Source organism: Thermoactinomyces mirandus (assembly GCF_013868055.1).
GTDB lineage: Bacteria > Bacillota > Bacilli > Thermoactinomycetales > Thermoactinomycetaceae > Thermoactinomyces > Thermoactinomyces mirandus.
This window is the reverse complement of the sequence record NZ_JACEOL010000003.1, coordinates 65,616-82,975: the sequence shown is the minus strand read 5'-3', so window position 1 is coordinate 82,975 and position 17,360 is coordinate 65,616. Positions and strand designations below refer to the sequence as shown.

At 39.4% G+C, this 17,360-nt stretch carries 19 protein-coding genes and 1 pseudogene; 13 read left to right on the top strand and 7 right to left on the bottom strand.

Annotated features, from left to right (window positions below; translation table 11 throughout):
- Positions 1 to 1,341: RHS repeat-associated core domain-containing protein (locus H2C83_RS01670; protein WP_181737134.1), on the top strand; the 1,341-nt coding region annotated here is incomplete at its 5' end.
- A 399-nt stretch (positions 1,342 to 1,740) separates the two neighbouring features.
- Complete coding sequence (locus H2C83_RS01665) at positions 1,741 to 2,070, top strand: hypothetical protein (protein ID WP_181737133.1); 330 nt, start codon at positions 1,741 to 1,743, stop codon at positions 2,068 to 2,070.
- A gap of 76 nt (positions 2,071 to 2,146) precedes the next feature.
- Here H2C83_RS01665 and H2C83_RS17565 read toward each other — a convergent pair.
- A pseudogene (locus H2C83_RS17565) lies at positions 2,147 to 2,356 on the bottom strand (hypothetical protein); the annotation flags it as partial.
- Between H2C83_RS17565 and H2C83_RS18300 the strand changes: the two are divergent.
- From H2C83_RS18300 to H2C83_RS01650, 4 genes are all read left to right on the top strand, one after another.
- Complete coding sequence (locus tag H2C83_RS18300) at positions 2,341 to 3,747, top strand: RHS repeat domain-containing protein (RefSeq protein ID WP_181737131.1); 1,407 nt, start codon at positions 2,341 to 2,343, stop codon at positions 3,745 to 3,747. The pseudogene H2C83_RS17565 and the gene H2C83_RS18300 sit on opposite strands and share 16 nt — an antisense overlap.
- Before the next feature lie 580 nt (positions 3,748 to 4,327).
- Positions 4,328 to 4,486, top strand: coding sequence for an RHS repeat-associated core domain-containing protein (locus H2C83_RS17560; RefSeq protein ID WP_312853824.1), 159 nt, complete (start codon positions 4,328 to 4,330; stop codon positions 4,484 to 4,486).
- On the top strand, positions 4,483 to 4,920 hold the full coding sequence (locus H2C83_RS17555; protein ID WP_246333677.1) for an RHS repeat-associated core domain-containing protein: 438 nt from the start codon (positions 4,483 to 4,485) through the stop codon (positions 4,918 to 4,920). Before H2C83_RS17560 ends, H2C83_RS17555 begins: the two co-directional genes overlap by 4 nt.
- 294 nt (positions 4,921 to 5,214) lie before the next feature.
- Positions 5,215 to 5,445, top strand: coding sequence for a hypothetical protein (locus H2C83_RS01650; RefSeq protein WP_181737129.1), 231 nt, complete (start codon positions 5,215 to 5,217; stop codon positions 5,443 to 5,445).
- Between the two features lie 223 nt (positions 5,446 to 5,668).
- Here the strand turns inward: H2C83_RS01650 and H2C83_RS01645 are convergent, their stop codons facing one another.
- Positions 5,669 to 6,397 carry a tetratricopeptide repeat protein gene (locus tag H2C83_RS01645; RefSeq protein ID WP_181737128.1) on the bottom strand — a complete coding sequence of 243 codons (729 nt, stop codon included), beginning with the start codon at positions 6,395 to 6,397 and terminating at the stop codon, positions 5,669 to 5,671.
- Complete coding sequence (locus H2C83_RS01640; protein ID WP_181737126.1) at positions 6,384 to 7,061, bottom strand: hypothetical protein; 678 nt, start codon at positions 7,059 to 7,061, stop codon at positions 6,384 to 6,386. The genes H2C83_RS01645 and H2C83_RS01640 overlap by 14 nt, the downstream gene beginning before the upstream one ends.
- A gap of 260 nt (positions 7,062 to 7,321) precedes the next feature.
- Between H2C83_RS01640 and H2C83_RS01635 the strand changes: the two genes are divergently transcribed.
- The 7 genes from H2C83_RS01635 to H2C83_RS01605 all read left to right on the top strand — a co-directional run bounded on the left by H2C83_RS01635 (position 7,322) and on the right by H2C83_RS01605 (position 10,186).
- Positions 7,322 to 7,645, top strand: a complete 324-nt coding sequence (locus H2C83_RS01635) for a hypothetical protein (protein ID WP_181737123.1) — start codon at positions 7,322 to 7,324, stop codon at positions 7,643 to 7,645.
- An 80-nt stretch (positions 7,646 to 7,725) separates the two neighbouring features.
- Entirely contained in the window at positions 7,726 to 7,929 is a 204-nt protein-coding gene (locus tag H2C83_RS01630; RefSeq protein WP_181737122.1) for a hypothetical protein, read from the top strand.
- Positions 7,930 to 8,119: 190 nt separating this feature from the next.
- Complete coding sequence (locus H2C83_RS01625; protein ID WP_181737120.1) at positions 8,120 to 8,428, top strand: hypothetical protein; 309 nt, start codon at positions 8,120 to 8,122, stop codon at positions 8,426 to 8,428.
- A 95-nt stretch (positions 8,429 to 8,523) separates the two neighbouring features.
- Positions 8,524 to 8,667, top strand: a complete 144-nt coding sequence (locus H2C83_RS01620; RefSeq protein ID WP_181737118.1) for a hypothetical protein — start codon at positions 8,524 to 8,526, stop codon at positions 8,665 to 8,667.
- Between the two features lie 18 nt (positions 8,668 to 8,685).
- Positions 8,686 to 9,675 (top strand): Gfo/Idh/MocA family protein, encoded by a 990-nt coding sequence (locus H2C83_RS01615; protein ID WP_181737116.1) that lies wholly within the window; start codon positions 8,686 to 8,688, stop codon positions 9,673 to 9,675.
- A 282-nt stretch (positions 9,676 to 9,957) separates the two neighbouring features.
- On the top strand, positions 9,958 to 10,086 hold the full coding sequence (locus tag H2C83_RS18415) for a hypothetical protein (RefSeq protein WP_181737114.1): 129 nt from the start codon (positions 9,958 to 9,960) through the stop codon (positions 10,084 to 10,086).
- Positions 10,025 to 10,186: a hypothetical protein gene (locus H2C83_RS01605; RefSeq protein ID WP_181737141.1), complete on the top strand. Its 162-nt coding sequence runs from the start codon at positions 10,025 to 10,027 to the stop codon at positions 10,184 to 10,186. Before H2C83_RS18415 ends, H2C83_RS01605 begins: the two co-directional genes overlap by 62 nt.
- A 257-nt stretch (positions 10,187 to 10,443) precedes the next feature.
- On the opposite strand, the gene H2C83_RS01600 is transcribed toward H2C83_RS01605, so the two are convergent.
- The 4 genes from H2C83_RS01600 to H2C83_RS01585 are packed head-to-tail and all read right to left on the bottom strand — an operon-like array spanning position 10,444 to position 17,197.
- A complete protein-coding gene (locus tag H2C83_RS01600; protein WP_144928090.1) occupies positions 10,444 to 12,063 on the bottom strand; it encodes an ATP-dependent nuclease in 1,620 nt (539 codons plus the stop codon).
- Between the two features lie 22 nt (positions 12,064 to 12,085).
- Entirely contained in the window at positions 12,086 to 15,046 is a 2,961-nt protein-coding gene (locus H2C83_RS01595) for a type III restriction-modification system endonuclease (protein WP_144928087.1), read from the bottom strand.
- A 14-nt stretch (positions 15,047 to 15,060) separates the two neighbouring features.
- Positions 15,061 to 16,965, bottom strand: a complete 1,905-nt coding sequence (locus H2C83_RS01590) for a site-specific DNA-methyltransferase (RefSeq protein WP_220183945.1) — start codon at positions 16,963 to 16,965, stop codon at positions 15,061 to 15,063.
- Entirely contained in the window at positions 16,958 to 17,197 is a 240-nt protein-coding gene (locus H2C83_RS01585; protein ID WP_012103576.1) for a helix-turn-helix domain-containing protein, read from the bottom strand. Before H2C83_RS01585 ends, H2C83_RS01590 begins: the two co-directional genes overlap by 8 nt.
- Positions 17,198 to 17,360: the final 163 nt, after the last annotated feature.

Here is a 17,360-nt window from a genome sequence, read left to right as displayed (position 1 = left end):
CAATCCACCACCTATGACTATGATCTAAATGGCAACCAAACCAAAATTACCTATCCCAATGGCAATATTGTAGAGTTCGGCTACAACGCCGTTGACCGGCAAACATCCGTGAAATACAATGGAACCGAACGTTATGTCTTTGCCTATGATCCCAATGGGAATCTGACCCAGGAAACGGACAAAAGCACAAACCAGACCACATCATACGAGTACGATGCGGACAACAAAGTAAAAACCGTCCAATACCATGATGGACGCACCGATTACACGTACGATAAAAACGGCAATGTTACCCGGCAAAAACATACCATTGGGGTATTGAGCTATATCCATGATTATGCCTATAACAGCGTCAACCAGTTGATACAAATCAAGGCCAACAGCACCAATGTGGCTGCCTTCACCTATAATGAAAACGATCAAATAGCCAGCCGCAAGAACAATGACGGTACTCTTTCTCTGTTTGCGTACAACGGAGCCGGGGATCTGGTCAAGCAAACGATCTACGACAAATATGGCAACCCGATTGATTCTTTCAGCTACACCTATGATACAAAAGGCAACATCACTTCTATCACGCCCAAATCCGGCACCACCACCTATGAATACGACGAGTTGGATCAACTGATAAAAGAAACGGCACCTGACGGAACGATTACGGAGTACACCTATGATGCGGCAGGAAACCGGACTTCGAAAAAAGTAACCAGTGACGGTACCACGACCACCACCACGTATACCTATGACGATGCCGACCAACTGACAGCTGTCAATGGACAAGCATATACCTATGATGAAAACGGAAACCTGACGAACGACGGAAGCAAAACCTATGCCTATGATAGCGAAAACCGACTGACCAGGGTACAGTCGGGATCAGAAACCGTCCAATTCGCCTACCGGGCCGACGGTATGCGCACCAGTATGACCACCAGTGCTGGTACCACATATTTCCATTATGATGAAAACAAAAACGTATCTTTTGAAACGGATGCCTCTGGCCAGGTGGTAGCCAGTTACACCTTCGATGGGGAGAATCGGCCTGTCAACATGACCAAAGGCGGACAAACCTACTATTTCCAACTGAATGGCCAGGGCGATGTTATCGCGCTAACCGATGCCAATGGAAATGTGGTCGCCACTTATAGCTACGATGCCTATGGCCGGATCACCTCGCAAACGGGAACCGTCAAGAGCCCTTATCTCTATCGGGGATACCGTTACGACTGGGAAACGGGGTTGTACTACCTGCAAAGCCGGTATTACAATCCGGAGACAGGAAGGTTTTTGACGAGGGATACGTTTGAGGGCGTTGAGGAAAAGCCGATTAGTTTAAATTAGTACACGTATGGGCATAACAATCCAGTGATGATGGTAGATCCGGATGGGCATTGGTCTTGGCGTTATATTTACATTGGTGTAAGAAAAATCTATAGGGCATTGGGTGGTTTATTATTTTCTTTATGGAGCTGGCACAAATGGGTTATACGTGCCGCAAGGTTTGCTCTTATAGTTCAGCGATATGAAACAGCATTAATATTAACATCACTTGTTCTCGTTTATATATGGAGAGCTCGTGGTATATACCGTTTCGTAAGGTACTACCATGATATTCGAGTGGGGTGGCGCTATCTTCGAATAGGATTACGTAGGAGGTAATAAATGGGCGGCAAATTTGCTGCCCACTTTTTAAATACTTAAGAGTGATGGTTTTAATTATTAGTGAAGGGAGTTATTCAAGTGAAGGTGATTATTGCGTTAGGAGTTATAATAGGGATAATAATTATTTTTTCTATAATTATTTATACAGATCTATTTTGGGAGAATAGCAAAAAATTATTACTTAGGCTTTTAAGTGTTATACCTGCAGCTATTTCCCTTCCATATCTTGTGTTTACTTTTGTTGTAGATAGTATAAGCAATAAACACGTTCTTATTTCAATAATTTACTTATTTTCATTTATTGTAAGTTGCATAGGAGCTTTAATAATGATTTTAATTGCTATTTTTGGTGAGAAAAAAACATTTGATAAAATTAAAAAAATTATTAAATCAAAGAAAAAGGATTAGACCCTAATTAAAAAAATGTTTAAAGTGTCTTCTGTTTTTTCTCGTTTTTTATAGCGGATTTATTAACGACCTATTGCTAATCTATATAAGTTGAAGTATTAAATCGAAAGGTCACAATCTTACACAGAGACATCGATAATATTCGAAAGTGATGCATAATCTTATTCATAAACTGTCTGACATTCGTACTAATGGCAAATGTGTAGTAGAAAACATTGTTAATGACGTCCGATTTGAAAAACTTCCACAAACCCTCAACAATGTTTAACTGTGGGCTATAATGTGGCTGCCTTCACCTATAATGAAAACGATCAAATAGCCAGCCGCAAGAACAATGACGGTACTCTCTCCCTGTTTGCGTACAACGGAGCCGGGGATCTGGTCAAGCAAACGATCTACGACAAATATGGCAATCCGATTGATTCATTCAGCTACACCTATGATACAAAAGGCAACATTACTTCCATCACGTCCAAATCCGGCACCACCACCTATGAATACGACGAGTTGGATCAACTGATAAAAGAAACGGCACCTGACGGAACGATTACGGAGTACACCTATGATGCGGCAGGAAACCGGACTTCGAAAAAAGTAACCAGGGACGGTTCCACGACAACCACTACGTATACCTATGACGATGTCGACCAACTGACAGCTGTCAATGGACAAGCATATACCTATGATAAAAACGGGAACCTGACAAACGACGGAAGCAAGACCTACGCCTATGATGCCGAAAATCGCCTGACGCGGGTACAGTCGGGATCAGATACCGTCCAATTTGCCTACCGGGCTGACGGCATGCGCACCAGTATGACTACCAGTACCGGCACCACTTATTTCCATTATGACGAAAACAAAAATGTATCTTTTGAAACCAACACCTCTGGCCAGGTGGTAGCCAGCTACACCTTCGACGGAGAGAATCGGCCTGTCAGCATGACCAAAGATGGACAAACCTACTACTTTCAATTAAATGGCCAGGGCGATGTCATCGCACTCACCGATGCCAATGGAAACGTGGTCGCCACCTACGCCTACGATGCCTATGGCCGAATTACATCGCATACGGGAACCTTCAAGAGTCCGTATCTCTACCGGGGATACCGTTACGACTGGGAAACGGGGTTGTACTACCTGCAAAGCCGGTATTATAACCCGGATATGGGAAGGTTTTTAACGAGGGATACTGACTCAGGTGAAGAGATGGAGCCATTAACCCTCAACAAGTACATTTATGCTGTGAATAATCCTGTAATGAATGTTGATTCAGATGGTAACTTTTACAAAACATTAAAGGGCTACGCAAAACGGGTAATGAGGTGGCTTGTTAATGTTATATTTAGAGAGTTCATAATGAAGCCTGTTACAGTTGCACTGTCATTTTTCTTTCCATGGCTTAGAACTTATAGAGCCCTAAGAGCACTTCGAACACCAATTCTAGTCAAGCACACCATAATTAAATTAAGTCGAACCAGTTTTGGTCGAAGAGTTTGGAGGAGTATAAAAGCAGGTTTTATAGGCGTGTTTTACGGTGGCATTGGTGTAAGTTTTGTAACAGCTGCAAATAGATATTTGAATCCTGATCGCTACTTCCTTAGGACACGAGTGGGTCGAATTTATGTATCCCGGATGACTCGTCTTAAGAATAGAGTACTCAGAATGATCGGGTAGAATGTAACTTCTTGCTGTATTGTACTTAGTGTAAGAAAGTCTTTTTTGCTTAATGAACCCCGTTTGTCCAGACAGTCAAGCAACATTTGAAGTTATAGATTGATGAAACTCTTTAGGGGATAAATATCCCAAAGCAGAATGATGTAGCACACTCTCTAGAATTTGTAAGGTGAAGAGTGTGCTACTATTTTCAATAAAAAAGAAAGTGGGATGGTTATGGAAAAATTAATGAAAAGGATAATGCATTTCGTTGTTTTTATTATATTTATTGTTAGTGTGTCAAAATTTGATGGATGGGTTTATTGGGGTACGTTATTATTGGGAGTTCTTTTTGTACTTACTCTTATACATTTATATCTATTTGGAAAGTCTGACAAAGTCTTATTTTATTTTATCGGTTCTTTTATTCTAATTATTATCTTATTAGTTAGTTTTATTTTACACTGATATACAGAAGTTTCCTTAATGGCTACACCGATTACGCATACGACAAAAACGGCAATCCAAAAAGCGGACAAACCTACTATTTCCAACTGAATGACTGGGCGATGTCATCGCACTTACCGATGCCAATGGAAATGTGGTCGCCACTTATGCGTACGATGCCTATGGCCGGATCACAGCGCATACGGGAACCTTCAAGAGCCCCTATCTCTACTGGGGATACCGTTACGACTGGGAAACGGGAATGTATTACCTGCAAGCCGGTATTACAATCCGGAGACAGGAAGGTTTTTGACGAGGGATACGTTTGATGGGTTTGAGGATCAACCATTAAGCTTAAACAAGTATACTTATGGTAATAACAATCCTGTAATAAATGTAGATCCTAATGGTCATTGGTCTTGGCGTTATATAAGTTTGGGAGTTTATTATCTCTTTAAGGCCCTAAGCAGTTTATGGTATTTTGTATGGGGGTGGTATAAAGTATCTAAAAGAATTAGATTTATATTGATTTTCATGATTGGTGTTGCACGTGTATCCCTAATAACGGGAAGGGTATTATTGGCAATAGCAACAACTGCTACTGTTATTGCGTTTGTGTGGAGATATTATCATGCATATAATTTTATCAGAAAATTGAGCCGGGGTATTTACTATCTTCGATTAGGTATACGTCGTTGTGAAATCTTGCCGGGTAGTATATTTGTGCTACCCGGTGTTTTTTTATAGTATTGCAAAGCTAAAAATAACTGGAAGTTTGTTTCAAAAGTTGATCGTTTGAGCCCACTCTATGTTTGACTGAGCGTCTAACTGTGGAAGAAAGGCTTGCTAAATGAGTTCCCTCGGTGTGGTAAAGGGGATTTTTACAAAAAAATCTGGAACAGTCTAAGATATGCTTCGTTTATAAAAACGAGAATATTTTTCTTTCATTTATTCAGAGATTATGAATTTTGTACAACCTCATTCTCATTTTAGTTCTGAAAACACCATCTTATATATTTGGTAATATAGGGGGTTTCGGTTATGTCAGAGTTTCAATTAGTTGGATTATTTCTTCTTGTACTTGGAATCATTGAAACTTCTATATTTTGGATATTTAGATGGAAACCGAAAGCATTTAAAGAAGAGGATAATATTATTGTTATGTTCCTTAATTTAATTTTAGGACTTATAGCCATTGATCGTTTTACATTAGGCCTTTTTTTCTTCATGCTTGGGGTCATATTGGGAACATGTTTACTTATATTCGGATAAACTGAAAGAACATTTCAGTATAATTAATAATTCATAGGGTATATCATGATTGGGCAGAGATGACAAAAAGTTACCTCTGTCTTTCTTATAATTGGTTCTGTAAGGCTGCGCCTATCATTTTTGTATGGAACCAGTAATAAGCTGATACACCTTAGAAAAATTGCAATAATTAAATAACGCAGTTTCCAGTATGGGAACTGCGTTATTGTACGGGAAGGTTGGGCTAACCATCCGGCGGATCGGGTTGAAACTCTTTTTCGGATTTCTGAAGGGAACTGGGGTTTTGCCACATACTTTTTTCACCTCCATGAAGCAATTTTACACTAAGTTGATAGAAGCGGGCATAATATTTGTTGTATTTTACGGAATCCCTGTCTTCGTAACATTGCGCCAATTTTAATACGATACTGCATTCCTGATCGAGAAATGAGAGCTTTTTCGCCATTTCGCTTGCTTCTTCGAATTGTTGCACAGCATCGCGGAATTGATCCAGTCGGAGGCAGCAATCGCCAAGGGCGACCTGGGCATCCAGCTGCCTGAGCCTGTCATTGGCTTTTTTGCTGAGTTTGACGGCTTCAACAAGAAGTTCTTTCGCCTTATCCGGATTTCCTTCGCTTAAAAACAACTTCCCCGATTCCGTAAAATTGTATGCCGGCAGGAGAAATTTCTTTCTGATTTTGTGTTTGAGGTTAGATGCCGTATAAAAGCAGGTTTTGGCCATGTCCGGATGCCCCAGATTTTTATAGGAGACTCCGAGGGTTGTCCAAAGCTCAAAGCAGTGATCAAACTGTTTTTCCCGCCTGGCAATATCGATGGCTGGATTGATCACTTTTATGGCTTCTTGATACATTTTCAGTTTGTTGTAGAGAATGGCTTGCAGACTGTACATATTCAGCAGGGTTTCCGTTTCAATCTCCACCTGATTGGCCCACATTTTTTCAACCGCTTTCATGGCTTCCACCCAGACTGTCCAAATAGATGGCTTCGCTAATCAGCAAGTGGTATTTGTAATATTTCCTTTCTCCTTCTGGATGAAATACCTTCAGACCTTGGCGGGCAGTTTTCAAGGCATATTCAAATTCATTTTGACGATAATAAACCCTTGCCAGTTCATATAAACATGCTGATTTCAAATTGGAGTAGTCAATTTCCGGGTGTGCATCATAAAGATGAATCGCCTGAAAATAATGATTTCTCGCTTTGGACCAGTTCTCTTTTTTGTAATAGCACTTGCCTTTCAGATAGGCAACGGTTGCCTGGATAAAAGGTTCATCAGGGAGATCCAGTTTTTTGATCTGGTCAAGAGCGTATTTTGCTCCGACGCCGTCAATGTTCGTTTCAATCGACTTGAGGTTCAGTTTTAGCCGTTTTAACCGGCAAGCCTCTTTCTTCTCGTTTTCTTCTATGTACTGCGGGATCTTCTCCAGTTCCCATCCGATTTTCCGGCACAGGCAGGCAATCGTTTTTTTGCCCACTTTTCTCTTTCCGGTGATGATGTTGCTGATTGTGGAGGATGTCAATTGCTTATCGATGAGATCCTTTTGCCGAAGCCCCAATTCATTGATTCGCCTGCGAAGGATATTTCCCAATTGTTTTCGGTCATCCAAATAGTTCATACCATCCCTCCCAGGCCCAATATAATTTATTTTTTTGAATCGATCAACTGCGGCTGGAGAAGGGCAGAGTCTGTTTTTCAAGTTTATTTCCTTCTAAAAGGTAAATTGAAAAAGGCCATCATCGGTTAGGCTTTGCTTTTGCGTGGAATTTTACCTTTAAACATTCAGCTGCTTGTATAAATTTTCTGATTTGATTTATTATTTTAACTCGTTGTATACTCCAGTTACCACGGATGAATCTGGTGAAGGAGGTGATCGGAGTGAAACTGCAAGTGGAAGGACAGGCCAATCAGATTGAGCCTTTTTTGCGGGAACTGGATTATTGTTCCAACCTTGTTTTTAAAAAACATGAAAATTTTATGGGCAGCCTGCAACCCGATGACAAACTTACTGTAACCTGCTACATAGATCCTGGCTCCCACCCCAAGCGCAGGCTGCGCATTGCCCAACTCCTGTGCCGGGATGGAACAGAGATTCTGATTCCCCTGCTGGATGTGATGGAGGTGGAGATGACGAGTGGGACACGGCTTATTACAGGTAGATCCTATGACATCTTTGCAGACAATAAAAAAAGAGAGCCATAACAAATGGCCCGCAAAAGAAAAACAATTGATCGGCCTCCATTATAGCATAACCGGGCTTTCGGGAAGGGGGTTCCTGATAAATGAAAGCAGAGATTCGCTACTGGCATGATGAGTCCAACGATCAGATCCATGTCATTCACATCCCAAGCGGCAAAGCGAGGAAACTTGCAGGCAAGAAAAAAGTGGAGCGTTTTTTGCAGGTATATCGGGTTACCCGGGATGATTGCAAAAGGGTCAGACGCGGGGAAGACCGGTTGGGATTGTTTAAGAAAAAGTGGTTTTAGGGAAAAGGGGGATGGGTGCTCCGGCATTAAGGCCGGTGCCCATCTCCTCCTGAACTATGGTTGGTAAAGCCTTACCAAAATATATCGCATATCGTTAGAAATCTATTTGAATCCTCCACAGTAACCATGTGTTCCACTTAGACATAAAGTTAATTATTGAACAAGTAAACAGAATAAGGGAGGATGTTTCTTGGCAACGCTATGGTGGGGAACCAGCTTGGGCAATGAAGGTGTACTTTATGGAGATTTTAACCGGTTGCAACAACAAAAACAGAGAATTGGTCAGGAAATGACGAGACGGGGATTTACTGATGTACGTGTTGGCCCCGCAGGTATTTCAGCTGTTAAAGAAGGGTGTTACGTTTCCATTGCTCATCTCTCCTATCCGGCACCGAACAGGTGGTGGGAAGTCATTATGGTTAGCTGTGATGGTTTTAACGTTCCATTAGCCCAAAGGATATGGACCCAGGCCAGTAATGCCATTCGGTTTACGTGGTGATTTACTGAGAGTGAAGACAGTAAATAATGAACTTTATAAATATCTGTCTTAGCCAGAGGCAATTGTTACTGGCTTTCTTGTTTTTCATCAGGGGTATGGATGAATCTACTTCACACTTTGGCATCAATGACCAAGTTGATGCTGAGGGGGGAGATGAAGCAAAATCCTTAAATGATTTTGAGATGGATTGGATTAATACATATAATAAAGTAGTCGCCTATTTAGATCAGAATTTATGAAATGAGATGGTGTATAAAATGAAAAAAATCAGGTTTGCAGTGATCGGTACCAGTGTAATAACAAAAAAATTTTTGGAAGCAGCGTCTTTATGCAGCCAGTTTGAATTTGCGGCTGTTTACTCACGAAATGCTGAAAAAGGCAGAGCATTTGTGCAGAATATGGGGAATATTCGAGTGTATGACAGTCTGGAAGACCTGGCTTGCTCGAGAGATATCGATGCGGTATATATTGCAAGTCCAACCTGTTGCCATGCATCTCAAAGCATCTTAATGTTGGAAAATGGCAAACATGTTCTGTGTGAGAAACCTGTTGCGTCAAACTTTCGTGAGTGGAGGAATATGAGGAAGGTGTCTGGTGAAAATAAAGTAATTCTCCTGGAAGCGATGCGTCCTGTTTTTAACCCCGGATTTCAAATAATCAAGAAAAACCTTGCAAAGTTGGGTCAGATACGAAAAGTAAATTTTAACTACTGCCAGTATTCCTCCAGATATGACAAGTTTAAAAATGGTATTATAGAAAATGCTTTTAGACCGGAACTGTCTAATGGAGCCTTAATGGATATTGGTGTCTACCCTGTTGAAGTGATGGCGGGTTTATTTGGCAAGCCAAAACATATTGCTGCCCATGGTTATATCATACCTGGAAGTATTGACGGAATGGGGAGTATTACTGCCACTTATGAAGGAATGCAAGCAGATCTCGTGTATTCCAAAATCTCAGATTCCCATTTACCATGTGAAATCCAGGGAGAAAAGGGAACGATGTATTTTAACAGTATAACGGGACTGGAAGACATTAGAATAAGATATAGAAATGGTTATGAAGAAAAATACTCAGCAGACACGAATCAACATGATATGATCTACGAAGTAGAAGGATTTATCGATATGATAGCGGGTAAACGTCTGGCAAAAGAATATAACGATATTTCTTCGATATCGCTAGAGATCCTGGATCAGGCCAGGGAATTAATTGGTATTGTTTTTCCGGCAGATGCCTCCTGTTGACTGTTGTCTGTAGCCTGGTAAGAAGTTCGCCATTTCAATAGTGGAGGTAGTTTACAGTAAAGGGAAATAAAAAATCGGGGGTTGGAACCTTCGGAGCAGATCCGGGCATCCAATTTCCCCCCCTGGAATCACGGAGGTTATGGATATGAGCCGGGTTGAGGAAGTGGTAAAAGCTGTTCATCGCGATACCTATGTATTGAAACCGGACGGAACCAGGATTACAAGACTACTACGACTGAAGCTATTGTAAAGTCGCTTGCGCTTTTAGATGTTGAACCGGGTATGAATGTGCCGCAAACCGGGACAGGTTCCGGATATAGTACGGCACTACTGGAAAATTTGACCGGTAATGAAGGAACAATTGTGTCCCTCGATATTGAAAAATGGCAGAATGGGCAAAGAAATGTTTGAGGGAAAACTGCATCTATCTTTTATCACAAAAAGGCAAGGGGAGCGACAATGGATGCCCCATGACCGGCTGGTTGACTGGACGAGTGCAGAGTGGTTATGAACAGGAAAAGAAGCAAAAGAATGGATACATCTGTTAACGCAGGCAAGTCTTGAATGCGTTAGCAGTTGAAAAAGCCGTAAAGAGAATTCAGCTGTATATACGAAGTGGCCGCAGGTCGAATCCTGTCTCCATATAAAAAAGCCCGCAAAGCTGTCCTCACATAGGGATTGAAGAAAAACTTGAATGAACAGCTTCAAGCGGGGCAAAAAAGACCACATAAGAGTTTTATACTCCTGTGTGGTCTTTTTAACATTCAGCTAACTTTGTCCCAATAGTTCTATAATTAATAGTTTATCTGCGATATCCTTAATAAAATGAGGAATTTCCTCTATATGTTGTGCAATAGCTTTAGCTTTTCCTGGCTTTGAAGAAATATGATATTTTTCAGAAATAGTTTGTTCCATTGAAGTATAATCCTCTATTGCTGTACGCAAATAGGATTCAAAGTCTTTACCGAAGTATGCATAATCGGCTCTAACAATACAATTTTCAGTTTCTGTATCCCATTCTTCTTCGCAAAAGATGCCATTAAACACATCCCTAGTTTTTGATGCATTCCTGTCACAATCAAATATAGCATAACAATTGTAACCGTATGCTTTAAATAACCTCCAGTACAAGGGGATTGCATCCTTACCGCGACAATTAACAATTTCGGTTCCATGTTCAGCTAAAGAATACCCACTACGTTTTAAATACACTGGCAGAGCAAAATATTCAGTAGCTCCCTCTACTAAAATGATTGTTTCAGCAAACATTCCTTTTAACTGGTCTGAAAATAGTTTTGTCGAGTAAAAATCAACTATATTTTCTGGTGACACACAATTCTCTGGAACACCTGACCCTATACAAAAATCGCAAAGTTGCTGAGCGGATAGTTGTATTGCTTTAGTAACTCCACCCTCTTTATGTACTCGAACAAGTCCGTCTAAGTATTCTGCATCTATGAACTCTGCGGAATGTGTTGAAATGATTACTTGAATACCACATGAACACATATCTACAACATATTCCTTTAACCATCTTTGAGCTAAGGGATGGAGATGGGCTTCTGGTTCTTCAATAATCAACACAAAATTTTCACCTGTGAATACTTCCATATATGCTTTAACAAAAGCCATTAACAAGACTTGCTGTTCACCAGTGCCGAATTCTTCAAATCCACGAATATTATCTCCCTCTTTTGCATAGATCCGAAGTGACTTTGCATAATTGTTTGGATCATAGGCTGAAAAATCCACAGCCAACGAGTGAACAAACCCTTTTACTGCCCCCTTTAGAGCTTCAGAAAATCGATTAAAAAAACCAGAGAATTCATCAGTCTGTTCAAAGGATGCTGTAATTTGATTAAAGGCTTGTGATAATTCATCTTTATGCTCTGTACTTAAGGCTTCATGTATCTTCTTTGAAAACTTGCTTAACAGAGAGTAGCTACTACTATAATTAAAAGCACTCTGGATATTTCTTTCAGCATCAATCAAGTAGGACTGACAGGCAGAACGTTGTTCGTTTGTGGGATATATTTTATTTCCACTGCCATCGTGCAAAAGATTATTATTAGCCTGTCCATTATAGCCATAACTTACAGCTATAACGTCATATCCATTTCCTCTATTATCATAATATAAAGGCTCAGTGAATTTAGCGGTAATATGTGCGGTAGGATATTCATTTTGATTACGTTTAAAATAATCACTTTCCAACATCTCGATATAAGTTGGATATCTTTCACCAAGTAATCTATTTATAGCTGATAATATATTAGATTTTCCTGCGTTATTCGGTCCGAATAGAACAAGAGGCTTATTTGGAGGAATTTTAAGAGCCACTCTTTCTATCGACCGATAATGTTTAATTAAAAATGCTTCTAACCTCAACCTTTCATCCCCCTAAATTAAATCACTCTGCCAATACTTCCTTAATAATCTGAGCCATCTGTTTGTTGTTTAACTGATCACGGAAATAAACAGTGTATCCATCTTTCGAGAGCATATCAAAGAAAACACGAGCACAATCAATTTTTGCTTTTTCTGTACCACGTAAGTCGGATTTATTTTCTACGTCTTTTGTTTCGACTACAATGTTAAGCTCTTTCTCACCGGAAGTCCTTCTTACAACATACATGAAGTCTGGACTGTACATTCCACCAGTAATAGTCGGTATGGCAATGCTGCTACGTGGAATTTTTCCATATACAATGACTTCTTCGATGTCCGACATAATATTCTTTTGTTCCAACGGTGAGTCATAAGCGAAAGCATCATATAAATACTTCTCGCTTGGTGTTCCTGGAGCTATCTTTGTGCCGATACGTCCCTGTGCAATATCTTCACGTGGAGAACCGTCTGAATAGGTAAGTGCTGTTGCACCAACAGGCGTATTGCTTTTTGCATAATGGAATCGACCTTGCAAATTATTGCTTCTCCAGTCATGAAATTGTTGGATAAACATGCTGACAGAATTTCCATTAATACGTTCTGGATTTATAGTTCCATTCCTCTTAACATACTCACACAATGCCTCATGCAATACTTTAATTGGAATGTTTGTAGCATTTGTGATCCTCTTAAGAAATTCATTGTAGGGAATAGGTTTGGATACTATATATTGGGCGCCTGTATCTGAAACAATCATCATCTGTGAGCCATTGCTCTTAACGATATCTCTGGAGCTAGTCATGACAACGTCTGTAAAAACACCGGGTTTTTCCAGCAAAGATAAAACAACTTTAGCCATATCAGCATCCAGATCATCATCATAGAAAAGTAGGTATCGTTGATTGATTGCTTCCCATAATTCGCGTATTTCACTGTAAACAGCTTTGCGGATTTTTACAGGTCTTGGTTTTGCTACATTTCGGTCTTTTACCTTACCTGAAGACAATCCTGTAGCAAAGTCCGGGTATTCTGCAAAGAAAGCGTCCCTTGTATCGGGTTTTATATTTAATCGCCTGTCTATGTAATGTTTATCATATAGTGCATCAAAAAGTTCATCTGAAGTCATGCCAAGCTTCTTGGCCACTTGTTCCAATCTTTCTTCGCTAATAGAAGAAGCTTGTGGAATTTCTCCGTTTATTTGGTCTATTAATCGTTTAGCAAAGTCTGCCTCTGTGAAGTCGACAATATAATTAAGCTGGAATTCTTCATTGGAGATTCGATTACCATTCTCATCTACAGGCAGTCGTAAACCTCGTCCAACCTCTTGCAGTTTACTGTTTTCACTTCCACTAGAACGAAGTTTAGCTATCGTAAATACATTAGGGTTATCCCAGCCCTCTTTAAGTGTCCATTTTGAAAATAGAAAACGTAAAGTGTTATAGCTACCGTCTTTATTCTTGAAAGAGAGAAGGTGTTTTTTTCCATGAAGGATAGTTTCTACTTCTTTTGCTATATCTTCATCCGAATCGCTATTGTCCTGTGAAAAATAGCCTGCATGGCAAGCAGAAATATCTGCAAGACTTGCTTCCAAATATGCCCGATATTCAGTATCATGCTCACTGAGGGTAGATAGCACCGATTCTATCCGTTCCTTAAGCAATTTCTCAAAAGCTTGTAATAGATAAGGGGTTTTACCTTCCTCGTTTGGTCGATATGATGATATATCATCGATAAAAAATAATGCCAATGTCTTGATCTTGAAATTGCGACCACAGAAGTTTATTTTTTCTGTTTCAAAATGACGCTCAAGGGCAAGACGCATCATCTGCTCTTGATAAGAGGTCATATAGATATCCACATCCAATTCCTCACCAGTTGACTTTTGAATACCATTAGAAAACTCAACTGTTGATTTGCCAATAGCATGAACCGTAATTCCCTCGAAAGCTTCATTAATGATAGATAGTGAATCTCCAGTTTTAAGAGTAAATGTTTTAGTCGATTCATCACGCTTTTTATACTGAAAGGTAACAGAATCCTTGCTTGTGATGGAAGTGATTTTCACCTTTTCTTCACGCTTGGATACCGGTTCAAAATGCTCCTTCGTTACTCCCTTTATCAAATTTTGATTAAAAGATTCACAGGCATTTAAATCATAGAGCAGGTTTTGGTAGTCTTTTACGGTTATTTTGTTTTTTCCACGTCCACTTGTAGTTTCAGGGAAGGTAGCACCAAAGCGTATAATACACTGTGGTTTTATTTCATCAACGATAACCTTAAATGCCTTCTGGTCACGAGAAAATCTATGTGGCTCATCAATAATAACAACAGGGTTTGTTGCACGAATAGCATCAAGTGGTCTATAAAAACCTTCTACTCCATAATCATAGTCGTCACGGCTAAGCATACCATTTGATCGGACAACAAGTAATTGCATATTAACTAATAATACATAAATCTTCTTCGTGTTCTGGCAAGAACCTTTTACAAAGTCGCTCACAACACTCGGGAAATAGGAGCGACCCTTTTTCTTGTTTTTTGGCGCTTCTAGTACTCCAACCTCAATTTCTGTACCATAGCCACAAACATCGGAAAAATGTCGCTTTACATATTCATCACGCAAAAACTGCGCTGTTCCCGCTTTAATCGCAAGTGAAGGCACAGCGATAATAAACTTATTAAGTCCGTAACGTTTATGAAGCTCATATATAGTATGAGTATAAACGTAAGTCTTTCCTGTACCGGTTTCCATTTTAATATCAATATTCAAGCAGTCATTAATAGGCATACTGCTTCGATATTCTGAAGGTATATTTTTTTGAATTTCTCTAATATTTGCAGCTAGTTTAGGATCAGAAAGAGAAATGCTTGGATTTTCATAAAATTGTACAGGAGAAGTTATCTGTACCCCATTCAAAGCAGCACTTATTGCATCTACAGCTTTTTGTTGGTGTGGTAATCCTCGTTGTAGGATAAGTTCCATAACATACCCTCCAATCAATAACGGATATCGAAGTTGATACGCAAGTTTTTCTCTGTATCCTTCAACCGTTTCAAATTAATTTTTAAAGCTTCCATTTCCGTCCATGTAAAACTATAACCGAATAACACCACGTTCTCAGGATTAAAGCTGCCGTCAGTTTCATATTTTACTACAATGGCTTCAATCGCCTTATTAGACAATTCCGGGTCAATTAGGTAAAGATGTTTTCCTATATAATAGCCATTGTATCCAGCAAAATTTAACTCCTCAGCATCTGCTGTAAGTCCATATCCATCTCTAACAAGCCACGTTGCAAGGACGGTAGGTTTTCCAAAATCACTAAGAATGTCTTTGTCAGCAAATAATTTATTTTCAGTAGGGTCAAACTTTTCAATCTTGTCTAGAGTATCGCTAGCTGGCTCGACAAGTGTATAATGCTTAAAGCCAAGATCCGCTGTTGTATCTGGATAATCAGTTTTTATTGCTTTTGCAGCTTGCTTAATACGATCCATTCCGATTTGGTCAATAGTAGAATAACCACACTTATCAGCTATGCTGCCTTCTTTAACTTTCTCTGGTATCTGCACCATGATATATTTACGTGTTCCTCCATCCTCTGCATTAAGTGCCATAACGGCATGTGCGGTAGAGGCAGACCCGGAAAAGAAATCCAGAATAATTGCATCATTATCTGCGAAAGCAATAACCCTCTGTAACATCGCAGTCAGTTTTGCTGTGTCAAAAACAGTTTTCCCAAACAATCTTTTTATTTCGGATGAGCTTCCAACCAATAAATCCATCCAAGAAGTATTTAACAGCGTTGAATCTGTCGGTGGTATATAGTGTTCAGGTTTACCGGAATCGGATAGCCGAAGAAGATCACAGTCATCATCTTGATTTGAATACCATTCATCAATTTGCTCTTGTGTGATTGACTTTTCATCAACACCTATATCATTTAACATCTTTTTATAATTTTCGATGGCAAGATAACTACGCTCTTTGCCCCAACGCCACTGACCACTCTCTGGTGTGATTCCAAATAAAGGATACCGCATCGTTGGACGGTCAGTTCCGCGCCAGTGATTATTCCAAGAACCTTGACGCATATCATCAAGTAGTTTCATTTGTTTAGGAAATCTATAACTAGAATTTCTCGAATAAAATAGCAAGTATTCAACACTTTGACCAAGTTTATCCCATGTTTCAAACTGTGCTTGAACAGATTTTGCTCCTCTACGAATAGCGATTTGATTTCGAAAATTATCTTCTCCAAAAACATCATCACATAAAAGTTTAAGATTATGATTCTCGTTGTCATCAATAGAAATGAAGATTAAACCATCATCGGATAGCAAATCCCTAGCAAGCAAAAGACGTGAATACATAAACATCAACCATGCAGAATGAGACGCTGAACCACGCTTTGTTAGATCGAGAATACGTTTTGCCTGCTCTTCACTTATACTCAACTTTTCAGATAATTCCTCTATAGTAAAATTGAAGCTGTCATTGTAGACAAATCCGTCTGTTCCCGTATTATATGGCGGATCAATATATATCAATTTGACTTTGCGTGAATAGGACTTCAAGAGATGCTTTAATCCATCAAGGTTGTCGCCACTTATGTAGATATTTTCACTGTTCATATTTTCTGGTTTTAAGTTATGTTCCTCGTCTGGCACAACAACTGTTGTAGTATCAATTGAAGCCAGCAATCGGGCATAGTTTTTACCCAAAAACTTAAGTTCATAACCCTCTCCCGTTACAACAATCTTATCACTTAAAAATTCCTTAAACCGCTCAATATCAAAGGATCCATCTGCCTTAAAACATGAGGGGAAATTTTCTTTTAATACAGCCATTTCTCGACTGTTCGGTGTTGCACTATCATTGGCATTCATAATATCCTTAATCATTGTTATCATTCACCTTGCCTTTCTCAATTTTATCAGGTACAAACTCTAAAATATCACAGATGTCACATTCTAAAGCTGTGCATATTTTTTGAAGTATTTCTGTATTTACATTTTCGTTTCTGCCAAGCTTTGTGATAGTTGCCGAGCTAACACCGGAAAGGCGTTGCAAATCTTTCTTTTTCATATTCTTATCGATTAGCAGCTTCCATAGTTTGTTATAATGTATTGCCATTTTTTGCACCTCCCACAAATATAAATAATTATATCACAGAAACACGCTATAAACAGTATAAATTTTTAATTTCACATTATTTTTCATCTGTTTCAATCATAATCTTCTATTTACGCATTTAATCAAAGGGGTTCAAATCAAGACTTTTAGACAAAAAAGTCGG